The organism is Desmonostoc muscorum LEGE 12446, assembly GCF_015207005.2.
Classification (GTDB): Bacteria; Cyanobacteriota; Cyanobacteriia; order Cyanobacteriales; family Nostocaceae; genus Nostoc; species Nostoc muscorum.
In genome coordinates this window covers 6742480-6767811 of sequence record NZ_JADEXS020000001.1, presented here as the reverse complement: position 1 = coordinate 6767811, position 25332 = coordinate 6742480, and the positions used below count along the sequence as shown (strand labels likewise).

The window sequence follows — 25332 nt, the reverse complement described above, 5'->3', positions numbered from 1 at the left end:
TTTTACTCTCTATGAAACAAGCACAAAAGTAAGGTTTTATCATCGTCAGTGCGAGAATTTAGACGCTCGGAGTTGAGGAATTCCGTTAGATATTTATCTTCTTCTGGATTATCAATTTCTTGCAAGTATTCCTCCAAAGGTTTAAAGAAAGGTGGGAAAGGTTTCCAGTCCCTCAAGCGAATTGCTACTTTTTCTAGTCCATCAGTGGAAGCACAAATAAACTCTTGTTTTTGGGAAATAACTTCTACCTGCATTTCTTGTAATGCATTTTGTGAGGTGATAAAGGTTGTTTCATTAGCAAACTCACCTTTATCTGGCTGAAACAACAGTTGATACTCTGACTCTTCGGAACGCAACACAATAAATCCATCCCCGATTTGCATAGCTGCAAGGCAGTCAGGAGTCGCCATAAAAACCAACAACGTACAAGCTAAATCATTGACAGAATAATATTCTTTAGCTGCTTCCTTTTGTAATTCTGCAATAACTTGGTTCACAATCTTAACAAACACTTTCTCGGCTTCTTCTTTGGAAAGTGGTTGAGAAAAAGCTTGCTTCTGAGGAGATTCATTAATATCAGAAAAGCATTTGATTACCGTTTTTACCGCCAACTTAGAACCAACATCAGAATGTTTAGCACTACCAGCGCCATCAGCAACAGCGCCTACAATCACATCATCAAAGATGCGATAATATCCATAATCTTGACAAGGTATCTTCTGGTTTTGATGACTTGTTCCGGTAGCAGAATCCGCAACAGCTTTCCATTTCCAATTCACAAAATTTCCTCTAACTGGTAATTTGACCCCATCCCATAGGCGGTAAAGCTACAGCTTGCCCTACTTTGCCACTAGAAACCCGTTTCATTGAAGCAGAAAGCCAGACAAACAACTCACGAAAATCTAAGCCATTTAGTGTAACTGGTGGACGTTGAGGAGGGGAAATTTGCTTGAGGATATTCATATCAGCACCAATTACACCAACCGCAAAAAATGACAGTCGGCCTTGTGCTTCTGCTTCTCTCAACCTTTGCGCTGCTGACTGCCAGTAGTCTGACGGCTCTCCGTCTGTAATCAAAAACACCCAAGGGCGATAATAGAGAATACCGTTGTCTTTATAAGTCTGTTTGCGGTTTTCTAGAAAATCCAAAGCATACTCAATCGCCGCACCCATTGGGGTTAAACCACCTACTTCCAATGTAGGCGGTGTAAATTGGTCAATCGTTACAAAGTCTTGTGTGAGTTTAACTATGGGACCAAATGTAATCATGGCTACTTCCACACTCAGCGATGCTTGAGAATCTTTTACTACATCTTCTTTGAAAGCAGCAAGTCCTCGATTTAACTCTTGGATAGGCTGACCTGACATAGAGCCAGAAGTATCGAGTAAGAGAATTACAGGACAACGATTTTCTGGATTTTCAACAAATTCAGGGAATCCTACAGCCATTCGATGCTACCTATTAAGTAAATTATTATACAAAATACAATATAAATTTTATTAGCTAATAAATACTTAAACAGTAGTGTTTTTACTGAAACAATCCCCAGACTTACTTAAGTTGAAATCATCCAACGCCGCATTTTCAAATAATTCCTCTGATATCTTTTTACCTGAAGTGTCTAGCATTCGGTAAACTCAAAACTGCTGCGTTATTCCTCATCATGTCCGATTCCCAAACTGTTAGTGCTGCTGTTGCCAAACTCTACAATACCTACCCCTTTCCGCCAGAAGCCTTGTTGGATGAACCACCCCCAGGCTACAATTGGCGCTGGAATTGGCTAGCTGCTTATAACTTTTGCACAGGTCAAAAACCCCAAAAGCAAGATATCCGCATTCTAGATGCTGGTTGCGGTACGGGTGTGAGTACAGAGTACTTGGTTCACCTCAATCCCCAGGCTTCTGTTGTAGGAATTGACCTCAGTAGTGGTGCTTTGGATGTAGCAAAAGAACGTTGTCAGCGTTCTGGTGCTAACCGCGTTGAGTTTCATCACCTCAGCTTGTTTGATGCCGAACAACTATCGGGTGAGTTTGATTTAATTAACTGCGTTGGTGTTTTGCACCATACCGTCGATCCGATCGCTGGTATTCAAGCCTTGGCGAAAAAGCTAGCCCCAGGTGGCTTGATGCACATTTTTGTCTACGGAGAATTGGGACGCTGGGAAATTCAACTCATGCAAAAAGCGATCGCACTTCTCCAAGGTGACAAAAAAGGCGACTACCGCGATGGTGTCCAAGTCGGACGAAAGATATTTAACTCCTTACCAGAAAATAATCGAATTGTCAAGTACGAAAAACAGCGTTGGTCATTAGAAAATCACAAAGATGAACACTTTGCTGATATGTACGTTCATCCCCAGGAAATTGACTACAACATCGAGACGCTGTTTGAATTAATTGATGCTTCGGGATTGGAGTTTATTGGTTTCTCGAATCCGAGTTTTTGGGATTTGGAGAGACTTTTGGCTAAAGCACCAGAGTTGGTAGAACGGGCACAAGGATTGAGCGATCGCCAACTGTATCGTCTGATAGAATTACTAGATCCAGAAGTTAGCCATTACGAGTTTTTCCTCGGTCGTCCTCCCCTAATTAAAGCCGATTGGTCAAACGATAACGCCCTATTGGCAGCCATTGGCGAACTTAATCCTTGTATTGAGGGATTTCCCAGTCAATCTTTCTTTAATCACGATTACCAGATTGTGAAATTGTCAGTTCCAGAGTTTGAATTTATGCAAAGGTGTGATGCTAATTCCACAGTGGCAGAAATTTTGGCAGGTGTGGAACTGGACTTAGATGGAGTAAGAAAGCTTGTGCAACAGCAGTTGATTTTATTGACACCAGCTTAATGACAGTGGAATTTATACTTTTGGTGATGGGCGATCGCCTATCACGAGTTTTGGTAAATCTGAGGTAGATTAGAAAAGTGCCCCACAAACTGGGTGTTGCACATCCGAAAAAGTTGGAATTTTTTGGAATTCAGCAGTGGTGGAATATCTAACAACAAGGCGCTACTCTCCAAATTCTGCTTTGCAGTCAGCGTCTGTACCCCTCAACACCGACTTAGTTTCAACACCAAAATTGCTGATTATACAAAAACATTGGAGGACAATCACTCACTAAAAAAAGCGAAAATCTGCATAAATTGGGAATTTATCAGGCATTAATTGTTAATTTTTGCCTTATTTTGCCCTATTCCTTCATCAAACGCTCTCTTAATACTCAGAGCGTCACTTTGTTTAGTTTTTCGCCCTGGCAAGAAGTTAATTGTTTTTTTCTAAAGTATTGTTACCGGATCGTGATATGATTCAGCTGACTGAATGTGCAGTCATCATCCGTTAGCTGTACTAGTTTCGAGTCCCGTGAGCTTGTCAGAAGAACCAATTGCACCAACTCCGACGACACGACAAGATGCTAAAACTGATTCTGAAAACGCAGAATCAGATAACACTATGGGAGAGTTTTATCAACTCTTTCAGAAGTTATTGGTAATCACACTTGTCTTGACGGGGATTATTTTTATCTCTGTGTGGATTTTTTATTCCTTAAACATTGCTCTCAATTATTTGATTGGAGCGTGTACAGGTGTGGTTTACTTAAAAATGCTGGCTAAAGATGTTGAGCAGCTCGGTAGTGAGAAAACCCGCCTGAGCAAAACTCGCTTTGCTGTGTTTATTGGGGTGTTTGTATTAGCAACTCAATGGCATGAGCTAAAGATTTTGCCTATATTTTTGGGATTTTTAACCTACAAAGCCACGCTCCTCGTCTATACGGTGCAAACTGCGTTCATTCCTGATTCTTAAAAAGTCAGGCTCACAAAGACAATACTCCCATCCTCGCTCGTTGGGGAAAATGCTTGAAGAATGCAAATGCTTAGTCTCTTAAACGCCTTTAATTCTTTTCCCCTCGCCGAATTAGAAGTAGGTCATCATTTCTACTGGCAGTTGGGCAATCTTAAAATTCATGGGCAAGTTTTTCTCACCTCATGGTTTGTGATTAGCATTTTAGTAGTGGCTTCAATAGCTGCTACTCGCAACGCCCAGAGAATTCCCAAGGGCATCCAAAATTTGATGGAATATGCCCTAGAGTTTATTCGAGATCTGGCAAAAAACCAACTTGGTGAGAAAGAGTACCGCCCTTGGGTGCCATTTATTGGTACTTTGTTCTTGTTTATTTTCGTATCGAACTGGTCAGGTGCGTTAATTCCCTGGAAGCTAATCAAGCTACCTTCGGGTGAATTGGCAGCTCCCACCAATGACATCAATACGACTGTTGCATTGGCACTGCTGACCTCTTTAGCGTACTTTTACGCGGGTTTTAGCAAGCGCGGTTTGGGCTACTTTAAGAAATATATAGAGCCAACACCTGTGCTGTTGCCGATCGCAATCCTAGAAGATTTTACTAAGCCCCTCTCCCTAAGCTTCCGTTTATTTGGCAATATATTAGCGGATGAATTGGTAGTAGCGGTGCTAGTCCTGCTAGTTCCTCTATTTGTACCTCTGCCTGTAATGGCCTTGGGTTTGTTTACTAGTGCCATTCAAGCCCTAGTTTTTGCAACCCTAGCCGGGGCATACATTCACGAGGCAATGGAAGGACACGGTGGAGAAGAGCATGAGGAGCATTAAACTTCTCAGTTGATAGCACAGTTCCAAGAGCATGTTCGCTCAAAATATCGCAAAGCGCGATGAAAGAACTCATGTGCAGCGTGAAAAACACGTTTCTAGTCGTTAACGTACTTTTGTTAGTTTTGTAATCAAAGCAAGGAAAATCAACATGGATCCATTAGTTCAGGCTGCTTCAGTTCTCGCTGCTGCTTTAGCGATTGGTTTAGCTGCAATTGGCCCTGGTATTGGTCAAGGAAACGCTGCTGGACAAGCAGTAGAAGGTATTGCTCGTCAACCTGAAGCAGAAGGAAAAATTCGCGGTACTCTGCTATTAACCTTGGCATTCATGGAATCCTTGACTATCTATGGTCTAGTGATTGCCCTGGTATTGCTGTTTGCTAACCCCTTCGGCTAATACCTGAAAGTTTTTGTGAGTGTGGAGACGTGAACCATCACGCCTCTACAATCTAAGAGATTTTGGGCATTGCCGATTTTAGATTTTGGATTTTGGATTATCAAGAGTTTTCGGTACATACGCCGAAGCTGGTCGGTTGAACAAATCTCAAAGACGCTCCTGCGTTGCCAACGCTACGCTATCGTCAATCTAAAATTGCCCAGAACAACATAACGTTGGGTTAGTGTTAATCTCTTCTCCCAAGGGGAGACGCTGCGCGAACGGGTGACGCTCGAAGACTCGCTTGCCGCCGGCGCTAACAGCAGTCACTCATGGGGGAAACCCCCAAGACCGCGCTGCTTAACCAAAATCGCAAATCTAAAATCCAAAATCCCTTGACCCTTGTTGGCTATGGATCTCCAAAATATCAAAGGTTGGACGATTTTGCTAGCCATGAAAACTGCTACTCCAGCCAAAGAGGAGAGAAATGTTTGATTTCGATGCTACCTTGCCTTTCATGGCATTGCAGTTCCTGCTATTGGCAGCTTTGTTGAATGTAATTTTCTATAAGCCACTCACCAAGGTACTAGACGATCGCGATAACTATATCCGAACGAATACCCTTGATGCAAAGGAAAGCTTGGCGAAAGCTGAGCGTTTAGCCGCAGAATATGAGCAACAGCTCGCAGATGCTCGCAGACAATCGCAAGCTACTGTAGAAGCAGCTCAAGTAGAAGCGAAGAAAATTACTGCCGAAAAAATCGCTGAGGCCCAAAAAGAAGCTCAGTCTCAGCGAGAACAAGCTGCTGTTGAAATAGAACAACAAAAGCAGGAAGCAATGCAAACCTTAGAGCAACGAGTTGATGCTCTAAGCAGACAGATTCTAGAAAAACTATTGGGACCAACTCCAGTTAGATAAACTGAGAAAACTGGTTCTCTAAAACCATACGCGCAACTGGCCCCTAGTCCAGAGCGCTTAATTGAGTGTCAAAAAAGGCACTTTTTCCCTTCGGGATAAAGAAACTTGATTTCCCTTCGTGGATAAAGATACTGGATTTCCCTAAACGGAAAATACAACGTATTAGCAAGCGAGCAGCGCACTTGTAGATGGGTATCATGGGCACATTCTTATTACTTGCCGCAGAAGCGAACGCTGTTGGCTCTGAATTGGCAGAAGGCGCAGCAGAGGGTGGTTTTGGTCTAAACCTAGACCTTTTTGAAACCAATCTCATCAATCTAGCGATTCTGGTTGGCATATTATTCTACTTCGGACGTAAAGTTTTAAGCAATATCCTGAACGAGCGACAATCCAATATTGCCACGGCAATTCAGGAAGCAGAAGCACGGTTAAAAGAGGCAAAGATTGCCCTCTCCCAAGCACAAGAGCAGTTAACCCAGTCTCAAGCAGAGGCACAACGCATCCGTAAATCTGCTGAAGAAAACGCCCAAAAAGCGAAAGAAGCTCTGTTAGCGAAGGCGGCGCAAGACGTAGAACGCTTGAAACAAACAGCAGCAGCGGATTTAAACACCGAAACAGAGCGAGCGATCGCTCAACTGCGGCAACGGGTAGCGACTCTAGCATTGCAAAAAGTCGAATCGCAACTCAAAGGCGGGATTGCCGACGATGCTCAACAAAGTTTAATTGACCGCAGCATCGCACAACTCGGAGGCAATGTATGACAAGTCAAGTAGCCACAGCCGAAGTAGCCCAGCCATATGCACAGGCACTTTTGTCAATAGCGCAATCGAAAAATTTGACAGAAGAGTTCGGGGAAGATGCGCGTACTTTCCTGAGCCTGCTGAGAGCAGACAAACAGCTACAAAACTTCTTTGGCAACCCGTTTATTCAGCCTGAGAGCAAAAAGGCTCTCATCAAACAAATACTTGGTGAAGGCGCTAATCCCTACTTACGCAATTTTTTGCTAATACTAGTAGATAAACGGCGCATTGCCTTCTTGGAACCGATTTTACAGCAATATCTGGCGCTGTTGCGGCAGCTGAACCAAACCGTATTAGCGGAAGTAACTTCAGCCGTTCCCCTCACAGAAGCTCAACAGCAAGCAATCATCCAAAAGGTTATCGCCATCACCAATGCTCGTCAGGTCGAACTGGAAACCAAAGTAGACAGCGAGTTAATTGGTGGCGTGATCATTAAAGTAGGTTCCCAAGTAATTGACGCCAGTATCCGGGGTCAGTTGCGCCGCCTTTCATTGCGCTTAACTAGTGGGTAGAAAATTGGGACTGGGGACTGGGGACTGGGGACTGGGAAAAAGATTATAGTCATAAATTCTTTCCATCCCCAATCCCCAATCCCCAGTCCCTAATCCCCAGTCCCTAATCCCCAGTCCCTTTTACCTCAGTCTCGAAAGCAAAAAAGATACACACATGAGCATATCAATTAGACCAGACGAAATCAGCAGCATTATCCAACAACAAATCGAGCAATACGACCAAGAAGTCAAAGTTGCTAACGTTGGTACTGTCCTGCAAGTTGGTGACGGTATTGCCCGGATCTATGGTCTGGAAAAGGCTATGGCTGGGGAACTCTTGGAATTTGAAGACGGCACAATTGGTATCGCCCAGAACTTAGAAGAAGACAACGTGGGTGCGGTACTCATGGGTGAAGGTCTGGAAATTCAAGAAGGTAGCTCTGTAACTGCTACTGGTAGAATTGCCCAGGTACCCGTAGGAGAAGCCTTAATTGGACGAGTTGTAAATGCCTTGGGTGTTCCCATTGATGGTAAGGGAGACATCAAAACCTCAGAAAGCCGTTTGATTGAATCTCCAGCACCTGGTATTATTGCCCGTCGATCTGTACACGAACCCATGCAAACGGGTATCACAGCTATTGACTCCATGATTCCCATCGGTCGTGGCCAACGGGAATTGATCATTGGTGACCGTCAAACTGGCAAAACTGCGATCGCCATTGACACCATCATCAACCAAAAAGAAGAAGATGTAGTTTGTGTCTACGTTGCGATCGGTCAAAAAGCTTCCACCGTCGCTAACGTAGTGCAGACATTGCAAGAAAAGGGCGCACTCGATTACACCGTCGTCGTCGCCGCTAGCGCCAGTGAACCAGCAACCCTACAATACCTCGCTCCCTACACAGGCGCAACTATTGCTGAGTACTTCATGTACAAAGGCAAAGCTACCTTGGTAATTTACGATGACCTTTCCAAGCAAGCCCAAGCTTATCGCCAAATGTCCCTGTTGCTGCGTCGTCCACCCGGACGGGAAGCTTACCCTGGAGATGTATTCTACATCCACTCCCGCTTGTTAGAAAGAGCAGCAAAGCTGAGTGATGAATTAGGTAAAGGCAGTATGACCGCCCTACCAATCATCGAAACCCAAGCCGGTGACGTTTCAGCATACATCCCCACCAACGTAATTTCCATTACCGATGGTCAGATATTCCTGTCTTCTGACTTGTTTAACGCTGGTATCCGTCCCGCTGTAAACCCCGGTATTTCGGTATCCCGCGTAGGTTCTGCGGCTCAAACCAAGGCAATGAAAAAAGTTGCCGGTAAGATTAAATTAGAACTAGCACAATTTGATGACCTGCAAGCCTTCGCACAGTTTGCTTCCGACTTAGATAAAGCCACTCAAGACCAGTTGGCACGGGGTCAACGGTTACGCGAACTGCTCAAACAACCCCAAAACGCTCCTCTCTCAGTATACGAACAAGTAGCAATTCTTTACGCTGGTATCAACGGTTACTTAGACGATGTACCAGTAGATAAAGTCACCGTCTTTACCCAAGGTCTGCGTGAGTACTTAAAAACTGGTAAACCCCAGTACGCTCAAGGAGTGCAAGCCTCCAAAGCATTAGGTGACGCCGAAGAAGCTGCTTTGAAAGAAGCACTCATCGAATACAAGAAGACCTTCAAAGCAGCAGCGTAATTAAAGTTAGGAGTGAAAAGTTAAGAGTTAGGAGTTAATGAAACACTTTTAACTCAAGATCAAAAGTTAGGAGTGAAGAGTTAAGAGTTGGGAGTTAATGAAACACTTTTAACTCCTAACTCCTAACTCCTAACTCCTAACTCTTAACTTCTAACTCCTAACTCCTAACTCAGAACTAAAAATTATGGCCAATCTTAAATCAATACGCGATCGCATTCAATCGGTCAAAAACACCAAAAAAATTACAGAAGCCATGCGCCTAGTTGCGGCGGCTAGAGTGCGTCGGGCGCAAGAACAAGTGCTAGCAACTCGTCCCTTTGCCGATCGCCTGGCACAAGTGTTGTATGGTTTACAAAGCCGTCTGCGGTTTGAAGAAGCAAACCTCCCACTGCTGAAAAAACGCCAAGTTAAGTCCGTGGGGCTGTTGGTAATTTCAGGCGATCGGGGTTTGTGTGGTGGCTACAATAGTAACGTTATCCGTCGTGCAGAAATCCGCGCCAAGGAAATCAAGGCAGAAGGTTTAGACTATCAATTTGTGATCGTCGGACGCAAAGCTACACAGTACTTTCAACGCCGCGATCAGCCCATTGATGCTACTTACAGCGGCTTAGAGCAAATTCCCACCGCCGCAGAAGCCAATCAGATTGCCGACCAACTACTTTCCTTGTTCCTTTCGGAAGAAGTAGACCGCATCGAATTAATCTACACCAGATTCCTTTCCTTGGTTAGCTCTCGTCCTGTGATCCAAACCTTGCTACCTCTAGATCCACAAGGTCTAGAAGCAGGCGATGACGAAATTTTCCGCTTGACAACTCGTGGCGGTAAATTTGAAGTAGAACGGGAGAAAGTGACTAAGGAAGTCCGGCCATTAGCTCCTGACATGATTTTCGAGCAAGATCCAGTGCAGATTCTCGATTCATTGTTGCCCTTGTATCTGAGTAACCAGCTATTGCGGGCGCTGCAAGAATCAGCAGCTAGTGAACTAGCAGCCCGGATGACAGCCATGAGTAATGCCAGTGAAAATGCTGGTGAATTGATTAACACTCTTACCCTGTCTTACAACAAAGCCCGACAAGCGGCAATTACTCAAGAACTGCTTGAGGTTGTGGGTGGTGCTGAAGCACTGACTTAGAAATCAATTGCTAACTATTACTAATAGCTAATTGCTGGTGTCTGTAAAACTAGCGATTAGCTATTTTGGTTTTCAGGATGTTTTAAGAAAGGGATATGATACAGCCCTTTGTCACTTTTGTGTCACCAAAACAGTTGTAGTGTTTGTCTTTTTTTATTTTGCTGAATTATCTTCTATAATTCCCACTAAAATTTGAGTTTTGGGTAGTGATAATCTTGAACGAATTAATTTATAGCCTAACTCTGCTAAAATTTCCTCTGGTGGATATGTCATTTCAAAATAAGAGCGAAAAGTATACTCTCGCTCTTCTTGGAGAATTTTTGGTTTAGTCATAGTTAGAATAATAGGCTAGGTAGAGCGTAGGTGTAGCCCGTCGTAGGCATCGCTATTCCCAAGAAAAACTTTATCTATAATCATACTTTAGTTTACAAATTTGATAGCGAATCTGATAGCGATCGCCTTCTTGCCCGCAAAGCCAGAACGAAGATGTCAATCACAATAGTGGTATCGACAAGCAATAATCGTTAAATACTCATCATCCACCGCATAAACTAACCGATTCGTATGATTAATAAAAGCCTGAAATGACCTCTTTTGCAAATGCACACTATGATTAATTTGTACAGAGCATAAGTCCTAATTTAAATGCTCTTCGTGATGAACGATAATGACCACCGCCCCTAACCTCGTGACACAAAAAGACGTGCTACTTCACAGGCAAAGTTAGGCAGCAATGGCGATGTAATCACATCATCTACTAGCAATGTCGTAACCAATTTTAACTGAGCATTGTCCCGTCGATAGACTTCAATTCTTTGAGCGATGCGATCGACAATCCAATACTCCTGCACTCCCTGAACCGAATACAATTTCAACTTAGCTAAGCGATCGCGGTCAACATTTGCTTTTCCTTTTGATAGCACTTCCACCACCAGTTCCGGCGCTCCGTGAAAATGCCCCGCTTCATCTTGAATTTGAGCCAATCGTTCGTAACTCACCCACACCACATCGGGAGCGACATTATCAGAGTCCGAAAAAATCAGTCCTGGCATAATGGAGGGTTCTCCCAAACCACTATCTATAGACCAAGTGTTTAGCACTGAAAAGATACATCCAATCACGTGCTGATGTTTATGGTGGGGCGATCGAGTGACAAACAATTCTCCATCAATAATCTCATAACGAATCCATTCGTTATCAGGTAATGCTGCAACATCTTGAATTGTCCAGCGAACTCTGCTTGTAGTCTGACTCATGACACTTAAGCCTGGGTAATGAGAGTTTAATATTTCTTTGTCATCTTGTGACACATTCCCCTAACAGCAAACTATAATATATATAGCACAGGGGTCCGTCACGGTTTCGACAGGTTGGCGAACGCTGCTCTGTGATTCAGGTCGAGAGCGAGTCATCTCTCGGAAATCCAAGACTCAAAACAAAAGTAAATGCGAATAACATCGTTAAATTTGCTCGTAAGGACGCTCTAGTAGCTGCCTAAACACCTCTTACAGGTTCGAGCGTCTTTAGTTTGACTCCGTTAAGGACTGAAGACCAAACCCCAACGGATGCTCTAGCAAGCGTTCTCTGGTTGGCTTGCTGGCTAAGATTAAATCAGAGCATCCTACGTTCGGGATAATGAACGATTCCCGCCTTGAGGGTCAGAAAGGCTAAACCTGTGAATGAGCGGGGGGTCAATACCCAATTTGGACAGCAGTTCGACTCTGCTCGGATCCACTAAAGAATAACTAACAAATCCACCTGGTGATTTTATATCAAGGTGGATTTTATTTTTTGCTGTCTGAACACAACTAAATAGTAAACGTTCAGGGGGTATAAGGGCGATCGTCAATTAGGGCGACCAGAATCTGGTATTGTAAGATTTATGGAAGACAAGCGCCCAGCCTACGTCGAGCAGATCCCCCTTGTTGATTGGGAAAAAACTCCAGCCAGTGTCCAAAAACTAGTAGAGGGAATGGGGCAGCAAATCGAAAGCTTAGAAAAACAATTAGCAGAAGTTCTGACAGTCCAGCAACAGCTATTAGAAAAAGCTAATCGTACATCTCAAAATTCATCATCACCTCCCTCAGCAGACCGACCAGGATTTGGGAAAAAGCAGGAGAAAAAAAAGTAACAAAAAACGGGGAGGGCAACCATGTGACTTCAAGGAAAACATTGCCGTTTTTTATACTACCCACCCAGGTCTTTGTAGCCCGTACCAGGCACCGCCCAATCTAGCGCAGCGTTCCCCAGTTGCGTCACTTACCCCCCTGAACGGATACGCCAGAATTTTGCAGTTCATAATTTCAGTTTTCTAAAGATGGCAGCTTATTCTAGCTTAGTTCCCAGGCTACTACCCAGGAACTAGAACTAGAATAATTTTCCCCCGATTAAGCGTTAGAAAACATTGCCAGCATTAGTAACAATACAACTAATGCAGTAATCCAAAGACCTAACGATCCCCAAACAACTGAATCTTGTTGTAATCTCTGCCATAAATTAGTGACTGAGTTATTCCGAAATGCCATTTTATAACCTCCAATTTTTATGATGCTTTTAGCAACAGAATTCAGAATTCAGAATTCAGAACTCAGAATATATTGCGAGCTAAAAATCGAACAAAAGTTTACAAAAAGATATTTATTGATGCTTAACTTAATTCTCACATAGGTAACTGTTTACACTCCAGATAAGGAGGATTTTGAGAGGATTCTTAACATTATCTTAACCATGTATAAAAAATTGTATTTTTAAAATCGTAACTACGGAAATATTGACTCTGTTTCTATTTGAATCGTGTTTATCTGGAGTTAGAAATATATTAAAAATAGACACCTATTATCAGTGAGGTTAGTTAGTAAGTAATGGTGCAAGAAATCAGACAAAATGAACCTCAATATACCTGTATCATTCCAGTTGAGAAAATTACAGGTAACCAAGACGAAGAAATCATCACCCTCGGTGCATCGGCCAATGAGGCAAAAAATCAAGGCGAAGAATTATTAACATCTACCTATGGTTGTAATCAATCGCAAGTTGAGGAATTGATGCAGGAAGCGCGAATCGAAACAATAGCTCAGTGGTGTGCCCCGAAACAGCGTCAAAATTAGTTGTCAGGGTCTTGGCAATAGCAGGTTTTAGCAACCAAAATGGGTGCAAATATTCAGCTAATCGGTATCAAGGAGCATCAATCTATGACTGACGCTAAGCATACTTCCCCGCGCCGCCGTCGCTCTTGGGCAGAGCCGTATAAAATCAAGGTGGTTGAGCCATTAAAAATGACTACTCGTGCTGAGCGGGAACAAGCGATCGCCACAGCGGGTTACAATACTTTTCTGTTACGTTCTGAAGATGTCTACATTGATTTGTTGACTGATAGCGGCACCTCAGCCATGAGCGATTACCAATGGGCAGGCATGATGCTGGGTGATGAAGCTTACGCTGGTAGCAAGAACTTTTATAATTTAGAAGAAAACATTCAGAAGTATTACGGCTATCGCCATATAGTGCCTACCCACCAAGGACGTGGTGCTGAAAACATCCTTTCTCAAATACTGATTAAACCAGGTGATTACATACCCGGCAATATGTATTTCACCACAACCAGGCTGCATCAGGAGTTGGCTGGCGGTACATTTGTAGATGTGATTATTGATGAAGCCCACGATGCCGAATCATTGCATCCATTTAAGGGTAATGTAGATCTGCAAAAGCTCATAGACTTAATTGAGCGAGTTGGGGCAGAACGGATTCCCTATATCAGTGTCGCCGGAACCGTGAATATGGCTGGGGGACAGCCGATATCAATGGCTAATCTGCGCGAAGTACATCAGTTAGCCCAAACTCACGGTATCCGGATTATTCTTGATGCGACTCGCGCCGTGGAAAACGCCTACTTTATCCAGCAGCGAGAGGAAGATTATTCCAATCAGGCGATCGCCACCATCTTACATGAATTTTGCTCCTATACCGACGGCTGCACCATGAGTGGCAAAAAGGATGCACTAGTGAACATCGGCGGTTGGCTGGCTCTCAATGACTATAACCTCTACGAGGAAGCACGTAATTTAATAGTAATATATGAAGGACTGCATACTTATGGTGGTATGGCTGGCCGAGATATGGAAGCTATGGCACGCGGTATCGAAGAGTCAGTGAAAGACGATCATATTCGTGCCCGTATCGGTCAAGTTGAATACCTGGGACAAAAGTTGTTAGATTGGGGTATTCCGATTGTTGTGCCCATTGGTGGACATGCGATTTATTTAGATGCCAAACGCTTTTTAGAGCAAATCCCCCAAGAGGAATTTCCGGCACAACGCCTAGCAGCGGAACTCTATTTAGAGGCAGGAATTCGGGCAATGGAACGGGGTATCGTTTCCGCAGGACGTAGTAAAGAAACAGGCGATAATTATTATCCAGAGTTGGAATTAGTGCGGCTGACTATTCCCCGACGAGTGTATACCCAGGCTCACATGGATTTGACTGCTGAAGCTGTTGAAGAAGTTTATTATAATCGCGATCGCCTACGCGGACTGAAGATGATTTACGAACCAAAATATCTGCGGTTCTTTCAGGCAAGGTTTGAGCTACTGTAGAGTTCGCAATGTTTGGTGGTACAAACGGACTTCCAATAAAAAAACATCCCATCGTAGGGTAGCACAGCGATGTTACCCTACAAATGTAAAAATAATTTGCGATGATTCATTTTTTGTATTCCTTGAATGCTATAACCTGGTGAAATTTTCTTCACATATCGCCTTGTCTTTTCATGTCATTTTAAAATCAATTACTAAGTTAACAAATCAAACCAGCAGTACAATTCAACAACCGAACTCTAACCCAACTTCAATCTAAAACTTTGGGAACCTCGGCAAAACTTTATTTTAACTAACCATCCGATCATCACTCAAAAATGAAATTATTTAATCTTGCAATTAACGCTAGCCTGAGTGGATTATTAATCACTTTCAACCCACACATTGCTAAATCTCAACAAATACTTAATTATGAATCTTTACAGAATCCAGAAAACCCCTCTTCAAACTTCATTGCAAAACAAATACAGAATTTACGACAATTGAGTTTTGCAGTTCCCATCCGAACTCTAGCTGAAGTTGCTCCTAATTTGGAAATTTTGTCTCAAGAATGGCAGAATCAACAACAAGCACAACGGCTAAGAGTCGGGAATACAGTCATTGATAAAGTTGATAACATTGCCCAACAGATTACTGTGAGAATTGATTCTAAAAATCATGGTAATGGTTCAGGAGTGATTATTGCCAAACAAGGAAATACTTATTACGTAGCCACGGCACGTCATGTGGTGCAGGAGCCTGATAATTATCAAATTACTGCTCCTGATGGTAAGAGGTATCTACTACAACCACAAGACATATTTCAGCCAGAAGGAATAGATGTAGCTTTGGTTAAATTTAGTAGTAATGAAGCTTATGCGATCGCTACAATTTCAACATATAATCTTTCCTTCATTTCTGCATCTTCTTATGAAGATACAGTCTGGGTTATTCTATCTGGATTTCCAGCATCAGATCAAGGTAAGCGAAGATCATCTCCTGGGTTTCTTCACATAGCAGAAGCATTGCTTTTTCGTGCAGAAAATAATTATCTGTCGCAGTCATTAGTAGAGGGAGGGTATAGGCTAGCATATTCTAATTTGTCCCTACCAGGAATGAGTGGTGGGCCAGTGTTAAACGTTAAAGGACAAGTCATTGGGATTAATAGCGGAGTTGAGACTCCTAGACTGAAACAAATTCAAATCGGTTTTGCCTATGGAGTGCCTAGTAGTAGTATTCTCCGTTTAGCCACAAAAGCAGGACTAGGAAATCTACTAAAAGTGGATAATAATAAACCACCAAGCATTAGTAATTCAGAACTTGCTTTCTTGAGAGACCATCCATTAGTTACTACTAAAAGACCTTCAGCAGATGCTAATGAATATGAATGGCTGGAATATGCCAATCAATTGTGGCGTCTGAAAAGATATTCAGAAACTATTGCTGTTCTCCAAGAAATTGTCAGATACAAACCTGATTTTTATGAAGTCTATTATGCCCTTGGTTTAGTGTTAGGAGAGGGAGGTGGAGAACCTGAAAAATCTTTAATTGCTCTCGATAGAGCTATTAAACTCAGACCTGACTACTATGAAGCTTGGAAATTTAAAAGTATTGTATTAACAAATTTAAAAAGATATTCCTTAGCTGTAGCAGCAATTGACAAAGCTATTGAATATAATGATAGTGACTTAGGTCTTTATTACCAACGCGCTTCTATATTATTTAACTTACAACGTTATCCAGAGGCGTTAGCAACACTTGACAAAGCGATTGAAATTCAACCGCTATCTTTTCTCTATGTATTTCGCGGTGTAATTGGGTTTTATTTACAAGATTATAAGGGCGTAGTCGCTGATATGAATCAGGCGATTAAACTTCAACCAGACTTTGCTGTTGCCTACGTTATGCGGAGTACCGGACGCTTTTTTTTGAATGATATTTACGGAAGTGTTGCAGATTTCCGCGTTGGTGTTCGCTTGTCTCTTAAAGACAATCAGGGGAAACTACCTGATTATATCAACCAAATAGTCAAAAAACCTAAAGATGTAGCAAATTACATTCTACGCGGTATAGTACGTTTTGAGTTAAAAGATTATCAAGGAGCATTAGCGGATTACAGTAAAGCAATTAAATTGCAAAATAATTCTCCAATAGCCTATGTAGAAAGAGGAAATATTTACGTTGAGTTAAAAGATTACCAAGCTGCGCTGACTGATTATAATCAAGCGATAAAATTAAGCCCTAATAATGCCTCTACTTACCGTAGACGTGGTAATGTTTACGTTAAGTTAGAAGATTATCCAGCAGCACTAGCAGATTTTAATCAAGCGATTAAACTCAACCCTAATAGTGCCAGTACCTATTCTGCGCGGAGTGATGTTTACGTTCAGTTAAAAGATTACCCAGCAGCACTAGCAGATTTTAATCAAATCATTAAACTTAACCCTAATAATGCTAGTGCTTACTACTGGCGGGGTGTTGTGCGTTCTCAGATGAAAGATTATCAAGGTGCGCTAGGAGATTATAGTCAATTTATTCAATTTGAACCTAATAATGCTATTGGCTATTTTGTACGTGGAGTTGTTTATCATAAACAAGGGAATAACAACGCTGCACTCACAGAATATAATCAAGCACTCACAAAAGAGCCACAATTTTGGGAAGTAATGACCAATATTGGCTATATTAAATACGAAAAAGGAGATATAGCAGGAGCAATTCAACAATGGCAACAAGCAGTACAAATTAATGGGCAAGCCGCAGAACCAAAATTAGCACTAGCTGTGGCTTTATACGCCATAGATGAACAACAAAAAGGTTTAGATATGGCGCAATCTGCCTTGCGTTTAGATAATAGTTGGACTGATGTTGAGATTCTCAAACAAAATCTCTGGGGAAAAACCTTGATTGTAGAGGCGCAAAAACTTATGTCTCATCCTCAAATTCAAGTATTGCGAGTTAAGCAACCTTAACCACTGCGTGACAGACAAGATACCCGACTTCTCACAGAAGTCGGCTATGTGAACCCTAGTGTAATAACTGGTAATTAAATATTCACTTAGAAAGATGAAAAAATGCTGACTGTGTAGTTAACCCTGAAACGGGAAAAGTTAGTCAAGCGATCGCATTTGAGCCAAACTTAGTTAATGGTGTCCTCAAAAATAAAAACTTACAGACGAATACTTGTGTACTTCACTTTCCTTAAAATACGCTGTGACTATATGCTGACTATTTTTGGCGCTTGGTTCTCTTAAGAGAATGATGGCTCTAAACCCCTTGTCGATAGTATTTGAGATGTGCTTACTTTGCTAGATAATGGGACTACAAAAGCGATCGCACTCGCCCTTGCTGGCTACTAGGTGCGTTGCATCGCCCTTTTGAGTACTAGTTGCTTCCTCTGTGCCCAACGATTGGAGCAACTAGCCAAAAATAGCGATCGCTCTAAAGTTGATAAAGCAGATAAGCACAAATATGATGTTATATATGCAAAATTTAAGTCTATAAAAATTCCGCTAGTAAATCAGGATTTTCAAGTCAACATTATGGAGCAAAGTCACCGACCACAGCACTACAATGCTGAACAAGAGTTTGAAGAAGCCCTCGAACAATTGGAGGATATCTTACAAGAAAGTCCTACTGAGGACGAAGATACACCAAAATTGCATACTGAGAGTGCTGATGAAGTCGAACTCGCTCAAGATTTGACAGATATTGATTTAGCGGCTTTTGAAGACGCCGTTGCCGATATTGAACAATATTTGGAGCAAAAAACGAAATAAAAGTTAGGATGGGGCATCGGGAGTGGGGAGTAGGGAGTAGGGGAGTTAAGAGTAAGAGTTATTCTCTCTCCATCCCCTTCATCTCGCTCATCCCCCTCATCCCCCTCATCTCCCCTACTCCCCACTCCCCACTAATGACTCATTTGCCGCTGAGCTTCGTACAACATTAAAGCAGCTGCGATCGCCACATTCAACGATTCCACCCCAGGACTCAGAGGAATTCTCACTTGCCAATCTGCCATCGCTGCTAAATCTGTTGACAAACCAGCACCTTCATTCCCCAGTAAAATCAAACTTGGTTTTCGCCAGTCCACTTGCCAATAAGTTAAGCTGGCATTTGGCAAGGTTGCTATTACCTGCATTCCTGCTTGCTGACTTTGTTGCACTGTCGCTTTTAAATCTTCGGTCACTGCCGTTGCTAGGCGAAACCATTGCCCCGCCGATGCACGTAGAACTTTGGGATTGTCTAAATCTACGCTATCTCCACTTAGCCACAACCCCGACGCCCCAGCGGCTGCGGCAGTGCGAATCATCGTACCCAGGTTACCAGGATCTTGTACTGTTTCTAAAGCTAGGACTATACCAGTAAATGGTACTTGAGTTTGGCGATCGCTTCGTTTTGCTGTTGCCACGACACCATCGGGTTGGACTGTGGTGGCGATCGCATCTAAAACTTCTCTACTCACAATTTCGGCGCGATCGCATCGGCTACAAGCTTCTTCCCACAATGACGGATGGGTTGCTTGCCAATCTGGGGTACAACACACTGTCTCTAGCGGGTAATTCACAGCACAAGCTTCCTCTAACAGGTGCGTCCCTTCTAGCAAAAATAACTCCTGCTTGTGCCGCTCCTTGGTAGAGTGTAATTTACGGATTTGCTTGACTAGGGGATTCTGTAAGCTGGTTAACATCAAAAAGTTATGAGTTAGGAGTGATAAGTTAGGAGTTAAAACAAATTAAATAAACTCTTCACTCCTAACTCTTAACTTCTAACTTAAAATATGCGGAACCCGGGACTTGAACCCGGAAGCCTTGCGGCACTAGAACCTGAATCTAGCGCGTCTGCCAATTCCGCCAGTTCCGCTGGCATTTTTTACTCACGATTTACTATCTTTGCGTATTTTTTTACTTTTGTCAAGTTCCAAAAAGACAAAAGAAACAACAATTCAGTATTTCTTTTGACTTTCGACTTATTTTTTTAAGGTACCAACCCGGCACGCAAAGCACGGACAGCGGCTTGTGTCCGGTCGGCTACACAGAGTTTATTGAGAATACCTCGAACATGAGTTTTAACAGTACCAACTGTGAGATAGAGTCTTTTGGCGATTTCTGCATTGTCACACCCAGCGACAATCAACTCTAAAACATCCATTTCCCGTTGAGTTAAAGGATAGCTGACGATAGTTTTCTCAATATCTGGGTCAATACCTTCAATCAACACTCTTTTTGTGGCTGCTCCTCTGCTGCCATCGGGGAAATCTTGACGTATTTGCTGTAGTACGAGGTCTGCGATCGTCGGATCGATCCATGAGCTACCTGCATGGGTTGTTCGCACAGCCTCCACTAGTTTCTCACTTTCGATATCCTTCATGCAATAAGAATCAGCACCTGCGGCAAATGCTGCTAAGACTGCCTGCTCGCTATTCTGCATTGTTAAAATCAGCAGCTTTGTTGTATAATCTTCATTCTCTGCTTGATATTGCCTAATTGTGCGTGTTAGCTCGATACCATCCATATCAGGCAAACCAATATCAATAGTAGCAACATCAGGTTTGAGAGTTTTCACAAGCTCTATTCCATCTGCGGCATTGGCTGCTTCACCAACAATGTTTACCTCTGGCTGGGTTTGTAAGGCAGCCCTTAAACCAATTCTTGTGAGGTTATGATCTTCAATCACGAGGATCTTGATTTCATCCATAGTTGCTTAACTTTACTGTTATCTATCTAAAGTACACATTAAAATAATCTTGTTCTCACATTCAGGATTTTATACAAAAAGCAATACGTTTGCTATTTTTCCGTGGACTGCATCTCCTCTAAGACATAAATAAGTTTATCTTGTAAGTTTTTCAAGACACAAGAGTTTTCATCTGACAATTCAATTTCATCAAAAAATATTTTTATACATTCCTCGGAAGATAGATGTTTTATGGTCTAAAACTGATTATCAAAATCTGGTAGCAACCAGGAGTCGCTGACTATTTGATCCCTTACCCTTGCTGTAGAAGGAATGATGCATACAAAATGGACTAAACTACTCCACCCTAGCACTCTACTTTCAGATATGGATAATCAGTCAGCTAATATACTTGGGAAAAAGTTATATTTATTGTTTATAAATACATTTAAACAATGTCCATTTAAGTATAATTACTGAAAAATCCTCAATTAAGGAAACTTTAAGGGAAAATGTGAAATTTTAATAGTCTCAACGCTGTTGGAGTAAGCTATTACTAGATTTGCGAGGAATAACCAAGCACTTGTTTTTTTTATTTTCAGAATTCAGGAGCAAAGCTAAGGACGCTTTGCCAAGGCGTCAGAATTCAGGAGTCAGAATATCCAAAAATCAAACTCTTAATTTACCTTGTTTCGTCGGTAATCATGCCAAATCCACATAAATTCTGAATTCTGGCTCTGAAGTTGTGAATTCTTACTTTTTATTTAGCCATGTCTTTAACTAAAACTGTTAAAAAAGATAAAATTCTCGTTGTCGATGACATTTTTGACAATTTACTGATATTAGAAGCAGTCCTACAAGATAATGACTATGAAATTAGCTTGGTGGAAGATAGTAAAATTGCTCTGAATATGGTTGAGCAGTCACCGCCAGACTTAATTCTCTTAGATGTGATGATGCCAGAGATCGATGGGTACGAATTTACTCGACGCATCCGACAAAATCAAGCGTTGCCATTTATCCCAATTTTGCTGATTACGGCTCATTATGAATCCAGCGTTGTTCAAGGACTTGATGCTGGTGCAGATGATTTTATTCGTAAACCATTCGATCCAGATGAACTACATGCACGAGTGCGATCGCTCCTGCGTCTCAAGCATAGCATCGACGAACGAGATCAAATGGCTAACCTGCGGGCAGATTTTGTCTCACGTTTTACTCATGATTTACGCATACCGCTAGTAGCTTCTAATCGGGTTTTAAAATTATTGCTAGAAGGCAGGTTTTGCGATGTTTCGCCACAATTGGAAGAAATAATTAATACCATGATTGGCAGTAATCAAGACCTGCTAGAAATGGTAAATACTTTGTTAGAAGTTTATCGTCATGAAGCAGGCTGTAAAACCTTAAAAATTTCTGATTGTAATATTCAGGAATTAGTGAGTGAAGTTGCTCAAGAATTAACTCCTTTAGCTGAAGAAAAAGGATTAGCTGTCAACCTTGATAAAGGTGAAACTGTGACTACGGTGATGGGCGATCGCGTAGAATTGCGGCGAGTTTTGACAAATATTATCGGCAATGCCATCAAATTTACAGATAAAGGTTCTGTCAATATTCAGTGCTATCTTAATTTGGCAGATGTAACTATTAATATCCAAGATACAGGGCCGGGAATTTCTAAACAAGACCAAGCAATATTATTCGAGCGATTTCGCCAAGGTAAACACCAGCGTTCTGGTAGTGGTTTGGGACTATATCTATCTCGTTGCATTATTGAAGCACATCAAGGCACAATCGATGTCACATCTGAGCCAGGGCAAGGTAGTACATTTACTATACGTCTACCTGTGGCTGACGAAAACTAGAAGTTCTTTAAATTGGTATTAGTGAAAATCAAAGTATTATCACAAATAAAATAGTGTTCACAGGTAAAATCTGTGAACACTAAGAAAACACTTGGACTTCAGGAGGAGGTAGACAAAAATTTGATTACTTATCTATTTCTGGAACAATATTGGGACGTTCTTTATCTTCCCAACCTACAGGACGTTTGGAATTATACCAAGCGATCGATCCTATAGTTACAGCAGCGATAAAGCCGACTACGAATAATCCTGTCAATACAATAGAGTAACTAGAACTAGGTTCTGATGTAACAGGTATGTCTGTTAAAAGATAAGTAAATAGTAGATTAATCATGAGTTGACACCTTTCAACAAAAATTCAGAGATGGCTGAGAAATTATTTTGTAAGCCGTGTTATCAAAATCTGGTTTTGAGTTGTCGATTTTTTACTTGACTCAGTTGCAAAATACTACATTACAACTGAAGTCAAGACAGACACAGAAAAGCTAGAAGTAGGGAGAAGGTTTAGTAAACTATGAGTTTGCTTACACCTTCTACCGATATAAACTTCAATTTAGTCTACAGCTTTCTTAACTTCATCTTTGACATTTTCAACTGTGTGACGAACCTGTGATTCTACTTGCTTAGCTTGACCTTCAGCTTTATCATCAGGGTTGCCAGTGATATCGCCAATTATTTCTTGAGCTTTACCTTCGATATTTTTAGCAACGGCTTTTGCTCTTTCTTCGAGACTCATAATTTACTCCTAAATTGTTTAGCTATTTATTCGTGATTGCGTTACCGAACTCGGCTTGCAATGTTTATAGAATACGTTTTAAAAAAATTATATTCTTCTATCTATAGATGTTTTTATTACAAATATTTGTATCCATTCTGTATAGTTATTCAAGGGCTTAATTCCTCTGAGAGAGTTCGAGTAATATTCCAAAGATAGAAAGGAATACTTCCATAGCTCTATCGGGAGATGAAATCATACCATTTTGGTTAAATTTACTCCTTGTCACGCAAATAAGTAGAGACGTTGCATTGCAACGTCTCTACTTTTGTGGGGAAAGGAGGGGTCTTACTTTGAATTTTCCCTCTTCCCCTAGTAATACCGTTTCACTTTAAGACTGATACAGATGGCAGGCAGGGGAAGTAATTTGTATCAATAATTGAGTGAAATGGTATAAGGGGGTAGGGGGTTAGGTTTGGCGTTGCTTTTTACAGATGATGTGAAAAGCCAAACCGGAGTTAGTAATGAGTACCTGTTTTGCGATGGTTGATGGCAGTAACAGCATCAGGCTTGAGTAATTTACCTTCATCCACGGTTGCATACACAACCCAGTGATCGCCACATTCCATACGTTGGTTGACTGAACATTCCAAATATGCTAGTGCGTCGGTAAGAACGGTACAGCCGTTATCTGCAACTGCTGTGCTAAAGTTCGCAAATCGATCTTCCCCAGGGGCGAAAGATTTACGGAAATGCTTCATGTAATCTTGATGATTGCCTTCAGGTAGTATATTCAGGGCAAATTTACCACCAGGATACATTAAAGATTCGATCGCTCGATCTTTGGCGATCGCCACGGTAAGTCCAGGTGGATTAAAGGTAGCTTGAGAAACCCAAGCGCCTAGCATCCCAGTAGATACTTCTCCAAGTCTTGCTGTCAGCACGCAAACGGAACCAACAATTCGGCCCACAGCTTGTTCCACCGGAGTCGCAGCTTGTTGGGGTACGCGTACCTTTTTAGCTTTTTTCAATGCTTGGGCAAAGTCTGTACCTACTTCTTCACAGAATTTGAGAGTGACATCATCGGGTTTAAATTTCACCTTCAAGGTTTCAAAACCCAAACGATATCCTGCATCCCGGAGTTTACCTTCAATTAAGTCAAATGCTTCCCCACTCCAGCCATAGGAACCAAACACCCCAGCCAGTTTGGTGTTGTCACCACTCGATAGCACAATACCTAAAGCAGTATGAATGGGAGTCGGCGCATGGCCACCGATGGTGGGAGAACCGATGATAAAACCATCTGACTGTGCTAAGTTGATGCGAATTTCATCGGGAGTGGCAAATTCACAGTTGATGGACTTGACTGCAACTCCGCCTTTGGTCAGTCCCAAAGCCATCGCTTGTGCTAAAGTCGCTGTATTCCCGTAAGCTGAGGCATAAAGTAAAGCAACGGAAATTTCGCGATCGTTGTGAGAACGACTCCATTCTCCATAAGCTTTGGTCAGTTGGATTAAGCCGGTGCGTACTAAAGGCCCGTGACCCACAGCATACATTCTCACCTGCAAATCTGATATTTTCTCCAAAGCTGCTTGCACGTGAGGAGCTTGGGGAGCCATCAGGCAGTTAAAGTAGTAACGCTGGTCTTCTCTAAGCGCCTCTGGATTATCATCAAACAGTTCATCGCCACAGATATGAGTTGCAAATAATTTATCTGTGTAGAGAATTTGGGTCTGCTGGTCGTAGGTACAAAGTCCTTCCGGCCAACGGGGACTGGGAATGGGGAGGAATTTTAAAACATGACCTTTGCCCAAATCCAGAGTTTCTTTCCCCCGCATCACCAAAACCTGCAAATCGCGGTCTAGGAAAGCAGCACGCAAATTGTTAGCACCGGGAAGAGAACAAACAAAAGTTACCTGTGGTGCTAGTTCTAAAATTGCTTTGAGGGTTGCAACTCGGTTGGGATTAAAATGACCTAAGACCACATAATCCAAACGTGTCAAATCTAAAGTTTGCCGCAATGCCTCTAAATAAATTTCGGTAAAGCTTTCTGGTGGTGGATCGATTAGTGCGGTTTTATCAGCTTCAATTAAATAGCAATTAGAGGTAGTACCTCTTTCCAATGCGTATTCAATTTCAAACCGCAGACGTGACCAACTACGTGCCTTGAGAACCTTACTATTTGTGGCAATTGGTAAAACTTGTACGTCGCGTGGCTTGGAATTGATCATAGGTGTTGAGTGAGGTAGTGTACTGGGGACTGGGGACTGGGGACTGGGGACTGGGAATTAGGGACTGGGGACTGGGGATTAGGGAAGAGTTTTCCTAGTACCCAGTACCCAGTACCCAATCCCTAGTAGTAATTTCCAACTTTGCGATGACGAACAGCTGTCAATGCATCGGCTGGGGACTGGGGATTAGGGACTGGGGACTGGGAATTAGGGAAGAGTTTTCCCAGTACCCAGTACC

26 protein-coding genes, 1 tRNA gene and 1 other RNA gene are annotated in these 25332 nt (G+C 42.2%); 16 read left to right on the top strand and 12 right to left on the bottom strand.

The genetic code is table 11. The annotated features are described in order from the left end of the window. Positions 1–2 precede the first annotated feature (2 nt). Both IQ276_RS28110 and IQ276_RS28105 read right to left on the bottom strand, forming a co-directional pair. Positions 3–779: a PP2C family serine/threonine-protein phosphatase gene (locus tag IQ276_RS28110; RefSeq protein ID WP_193919942.1), complete on the bottom strand. Its 777-nt coding sequence runs from the start codon at positions 777–779 to the stop codon at positions 3–5. A gap of 10 nt (positions 780–789) precedes the next feature. Next, the gene (locus tag IQ276_RS28105) at positions 790–1449 is read right to left on the bottom strand and encodes a vWA domain-containing protein (RefSeq protein ID WP_193919940.1); all 660 of its coding nucleotides are present in this window, start codon (positions 1447–1449) and stop codon (positions 790–792) included. 215 nt (positions 1450–1664) lie between these two features. On the opposite strand from IQ276_RS28105, the gene IQ276_RS28100 reads away from it, so the two are divergent. The 9 genes from IQ276_RS28100 (at position 1665) to IQ276_RS28060 (ending at position 10033) form a co-directional block, all read left to right on the top strand. Further along, positions 1665–2846, top strand: coding sequence for a class I SAM-dependent methyltransferase (locus tag IQ276_RS28100; protein WP_193919938.1), 1182 nt, complete (start codon positions 1665–1667; stop codon positions 2844–2846). 471 nt (positions 2847–3317) lie between these two features. Continuing rightward, positions 3318–3800, top strand: a complete 483-nt coding sequence (locus tag IQ276_RS28095; protein ID WP_190876493.1) for an ATP synthase subunit I — start codon at positions 3318–3320, stop codon at positions 3798–3800. A 60-nt stretch (positions 3801–3860) separates the two neighbouring features. Next, positions 3861–4622 carry a F0F1 ATP synthase subunit A gene (atpB, locus tag IQ276_RS28090; RefSeq protein ID WP_193919936.1) on the top strand — a complete coding sequence of 254 codons (762 nt, stop codon included), beginning with the start codon at positions 3861–3863 and terminating at the stop codon, positions 4620–4622. Positions 4623–4770: 148 nt separating this feature from the next. Continuing rightward, positions 4771–5016, top strand: a complete 246-nt coding sequence (gene atpE / locus IQ276_RS28085; RefSeq protein ID WP_012411162.1) for an ATP synthase F0 subunit C — start codon at positions 4771–4773, stop codon at positions 5014–5016. Between the two features lie 466 nt (positions 5017–5482). Further along, entirely contained in the window at positions 5483–5914 is a 432-nt protein-coding gene (locus tag IQ276_RS28080; RefSeq protein ID WP_193919934.1) for a F0F1 ATP synthase subunit B', read from the top strand. Between the two features lie 188 nt (positions 5915–6102). After that, positions 6103–6675: a F0F1 ATP synthase subunit B gene (locus IQ276_RS28075; protein WP_190876495.1), complete on the top strand. Its 573-nt coding sequence runs from the start codon at positions 6103–6105 to the stop codon at positions 6673–6675. Next, positions 6672–7226 (top strand): ATP synthase F1 subunit delta, encoded by a 555-nt coding sequence (gene atpH, locus IQ276_RS28070; protein ID WP_190876496.1) that lies wholly within the window; start codon positions 6672–6674, stop codon positions 7224–7226. Before IQ276_RS28075 ends, atpH begins: the two co-directional genes overlap by 4 nt. A gap of 154 nt (positions 7227–7380) precedes the next feature. Next, positions 7381–8901: a F0F1 ATP synthase subunit alpha gene (gene atpA / locus IQ276_RS28065; RefSeq protein WP_190876497.1), complete on the top strand. Its 1521-nt coding sequence runs from the start codon at positions 7381–7383 to the stop codon at positions 8899–8901. 184 nt (positions 8902–9085) lie between these two features. After that, positions 9086–10033, top strand: coding sequence for a F0F1 ATP synthase subunit gamma (locus IQ276_RS28060; protein ID WP_193923187.1), 948 nt, complete (start codon positions 9086–9088; stop codon positions 10031–10033). 153 nt (positions 10034–10186) lie between these two features. Here the strand turns inward: IQ276_RS28060 and IQ276_RS28055 are convergent, their stop codons facing one another. From IQ276_RS28055 to IQ276_RS28045, 3 genes are all read right to left on the bottom strand, one after another. Continuing rightward, positions 10187–10366 (bottom strand): hypothetical protein, encoded by a 180-nt coding sequence (locus tag IQ276_RS28055; RefSeq protein WP_193923185.1) that lies wholly within the window; start codon positions 10364–10366, stop codon positions 10187–10189. Between the two features lie 156 nt (positions 10367–10522). Beyond that, entirely contained in the window at positions 10523–10639 is a 117-nt protein-coding gene (locus IQ276_RS40370) for a type II toxin-antitoxin system YoeB family toxin (protein WP_309245615.1), read from the bottom strand. Positions 10640–10713: 74 nt separating this feature from the next. Next, positions 10714–11289, bottom strand: a complete 576-nt coding sequence (locus IQ276_RS28045; RefSeq protein ID WP_193923180.1) for a Uma2 family endonuclease — start codon at positions 11287–11289, stop codon at positions 10714–10716. A gap of 91 nt (positions 11290–11380) precedes the next feature. Between IQ276_RS28045 and ssrA the strand changes: the two genes are divergently transcribed. Beyond that, positions 11381–11770: a transfer-messenger RNA gene (ssrA, locus tag IQ276_RS28040) on the top strand. A 145-nt stretch (positions 11771–11915) separates the two neighbouring features. After that, the gene (locus IQ276_RS28035; protein ID WP_235116041.1) at positions 11916–12164 is read left to right on the top strand and encodes a hypothetical protein; all 249 of its coding nucleotides are present in this window, start codon (positions 11916–11918) and stop codon (positions 12162–12164) included. 256 nt (positions 12165–12420) lie between these two features. Here IQ276_RS28035 and IQ276_RS28030 read toward each other — a convergent pair whose 3' ends face one another. Next, positions 12421–12558 (bottom strand): hypothetical protein, encoded by a 138-nt coding sequence (locus IQ276_RS28030; protein ID WP_190884353.1) that lies wholly within the window; start codon positions 12556–12558, stop codon positions 12421–12423. 336 nt (positions 12559–12894) lie between these two features. On the opposite strand from IQ276_RS28030, the gene IQ276_RS28025 reads away from it, so the two are divergent. The 4 genes from IQ276_RS28025 (at position 12895) to IQ276_RS40785 (ending at position 18386) form a co-directional block, all read left to right on the top strand. Next, positions 12895–13140 (top strand): hypothetical protein, encoded by a 246-nt coding sequence (locus tag IQ276_RS28025; RefSeq protein ID WP_193921129.1) that lies wholly within the window; start codon positions 12895–12897, stop codon positions 13138–13140. Positions 13141–13224: 84 nt separating this feature from the next. Next, the gene (locus IQ276_RS28020; protein WP_193921127.1) at positions 13225–14628 is read left to right on the top strand and encodes a tyrosine phenol-lyase; all 1404 of its coding nucleotides are present in this window, start codon (positions 13225–13227) and stop codon (positions 14626–14628) included. A 317-nt stretch (positions 14629–14945) separates the two neighbouring features. Then, entirely contained in the window at positions 14946–17579 is a 2634-nt protein-coding gene (locus IQ276_RS28015) for a tetratricopeptide repeat protein (protein ID WP_193921125.1), read from the top strand. A gap of 405 nt (positions 17580–17984) precedes the next feature. Then, positions 17985–18386, top strand: coding sequence for a hypothetical protein (locus IQ276_RS40785; RefSeq protein WP_309245614.1), 402 nt, complete (start codon positions 17985–17987; stop codon positions 18384–18386). Between the two features lie 131 nt (positions 18387–18517). Here IQ276_RS40785 and IQ276_RS28005 read toward each other — a convergent pair whose 3' ends face one another. The 3 genes from IQ276_RS28005 to IQ276_RS27995 form a co-directional block, all read right to left on the bottom strand. Continuing rightward, positions 18518–19297 carry a TrmH family RNA methyltransferase gene (locus tag IQ276_RS28005; protein ID WP_193921086.1) on the bottom strand — a complete coding sequence of 260 codons (780 nt, stop codon included), beginning with the start codon at positions 19295–19297 and terminating at the stop codon, positions 18518–18520. 91 nt (positions 19298–19388) lie between these two features. Further along, a tRNA-Leu gene (locus IQ276_RS28000) sits at positions 19389–19470 on the bottom strand. Between the two features lie 114 nt (positions 19471–19584). Continuing rightward, entirely contained in the window at positions 19585–20304 is a 720-nt protein-coding gene (locus IQ276_RS27995) for a response regulator (protein ID WP_193921084.1), read from the bottom strand. Positions 20305–21053: 749 nt separating this feature from the next. Between IQ276_RS27995 and IQ276_RS27990 the strand changes: the two genes are divergently transcribed. Then, the gene (locus IQ276_RS27990; protein WP_193921082.1) at positions 21054–22148 is read left to right on the top strand and encodes a sensor histidine kinase; all 1095 of its coding nucleotides are present in this window, start codon (positions 21054–21056) and stop codon (positions 22146–22148) included. Positions 22149–22272: 124 nt separating this feature from the next. On the opposite strand, the gene psb35 is transcribed toward IQ276_RS27990, so the two are convergent. The 3 genes from psb35 to IQ276_RS27975 form a co-directional block, all read right to left on the bottom strand. Further along, positions 22273–22482: a photosystem II assembly protein Psb35 gene (gene psb35, locus IQ276_RS27985; RefSeq protein ID WP_190884345.1), complete on the bottom strand. Its 210-nt coding sequence runs from the start codon at positions 22480–22482 to the stop codon at positions 22273–22275. A gap of 219 nt (positions 22483–22701) precedes the next feature. Next, a complete protein-coding gene (locus tag IQ276_RS27980) occupies positions 22702–22884 on the bottom strand; it encodes a CsbD family protein (RefSeq protein ID WP_099067787.1) in 183 nt (60 codons plus the stop codon). A gap of 497 nt (positions 22885–23381) precedes the next feature. Beyond that, positions 23382–25094, bottom strand: coding sequence for a diflavin flavoprotein (locus tag IQ276_RS27975; protein ID WP_193921088.1), 1713 nt, complete (start codon positions 25092–25094; stop codon positions 23382–23384). Between the last annotated feature and the right edge of the window lie 238 nt (positions 25095–25332).

Bases quoted from the DNA above. Each gene is read 5' to 3' on its own strand.
- IQ276_RS28105 (WP_193919940.1), bottom strand. From the start codon at position 1,449: ATGGCTGTAGGATTCCCTGAATTTGTTGAAAATCCAGAAAATCGTTGT.
- IQ276_RS28100 (WP_193919938.1), top strand. From the start codon at position 1,665: ATGTCCGATTCCCAAACTGTTAGTGCTGCTGTTGCCAAACTCTACAAT.
- IQ276_RS28095 (WP_190876493.1), top strand. From the start codon at position 3,318: ATGTGCAGTCATCATCCGTTAGCTGTACTAGTTTCGAGTCCCGTGAGC.
- atpB (WP_193919936.1), top strand. From the start codon at position 3,861: ATGCAAATGCTTAGTCTCTTAAACGCCTTTAATTCTTTTCCCCTCGCC.
- atpE (WP_012411162.1), top strand. From the start codon at position 4,771: ATGGATCCATTAGTTCAGGCTGCTTCAGTTCTCGCTGCTGCTTTAGCG.
- IQ276_RS28080 (WP_193919934.1), top strand. From the start codon at position 5,483: ATGTTTGATTTCGATGCTACCTTGCCTTTCATGGCATTGCAGTTCCTG.
- IQ276_RS28075 (WP_190876495.1), top strand. From the start codon at position 6,103: ATGGGTATCATGGGCACATTCTTATTACTTGCCGCAGAAGCGAACGCT.
- atpH (WP_190876496.1), top strand. From the start codon at position 6,672: ATGACAAGTCAAGTAGCCACAGCCGAAGTAGCCCAGCCATATGCACAG.
- atpA (WP_190876497.1), top strand. From the start codon at position 7,381: ATGAGCATATCAATTAGACCAGACGAAATCAGCAGCATTATCCAACAA.
- IQ276_RS28060 (WP_193923187.1), top strand. From the start codon at position 9,086: ATGGCCAATCTTAAATCAATACGCGATCGCATTCAATCGGTCAAAAAC.
- IQ276_RS28055 (WP_193923185.1), bottom strand. From the start codon at position 10,366: ATGACTAAACCAAAAATTCTCCAAGAAGAGCGAGAGTATACTTTTCGC.
- IQ276_RS28045 (WP_193923180.1), bottom strand. From the start codon at position 11,289: ATGAGTCAGACTACAAGCAGAGTTCGCTGGACAATTCAAGATGTTGCA.
- IQ276_RS28035 (WP_235116041.1), top strand. From the start codon at position 11,916: ATGGAAGACAAGCGCCCAGCCTACGTCGAGCAGATCCCCCTTGTTGAT.
- IQ276_RS28030 (WP_190884353.1), bottom strand. From the start codon at position 12,558: ATGGCATTTCGGAATAACTCAGTCACTAATTTATGGCAGAGATTACAA.
- IQ276_RS28025 (WP_193921129.1), top strand. From the start codon at position 12,895: ATGGTGCAAGAAATCAGACAAAATGAACCTCAATATACCTGTATCATT.
- IQ276_RS28020 (WP_193921127.1), top strand. From the start codon at position 13,225: ATGACTGACGCTAAGCATACTTCCCCGCGCCGCCGTCGCTCTTGGGCA.
- IQ276_RS28015 (WP_193921125.1), top strand. From the start codon at position 14,946: ATGAAATTATTTAATCTTGCAATTAACGCTAGCCTGAGTGGATTATTA.
- IQ276_RS28005 (WP_193921086.1), bottom strand. From the start codon at position 19,297: ATGTTAACCAGCTTACAGAATCCCCTAGTCAAGCAAATCCGTAAATTA.
- IQ276_RS27995 (WP_193921084.1), bottom strand. From the start codon at position 20,304: ATGGATGAAATCAAGATCCTCGTGATTGAAGATCATAACCTCACAAGA.
- IQ276_RS27990 (WP_193921082.1), top strand. From the start codon at position 21,054: ATGTCTTTAACTAAAACTGTTAAAAAAGATAAAATTCTCGTTGTCGAT.
- psb35 (WP_190884345.1), bottom strand. From the start codon at position 22,482: ATGATTAATCTACTATTTACTTATCTTTTAACAGACATACCTGTTACA.
- IQ276_RS27980 (WP_099067787.1), bottom strand. From the start codon at position 22,884: ATGAGTCTCGAAGAAAGAGCAAAAGCCGTTGCTAAAAATATCGAAGGT.
- IQ276_RS27975 (WP_193921088.1), bottom strand. From the start codon at position 25,094: ATGATCAATTCCAAGCCACGCGACGTACAAGTTTTACCAATTGCCACA.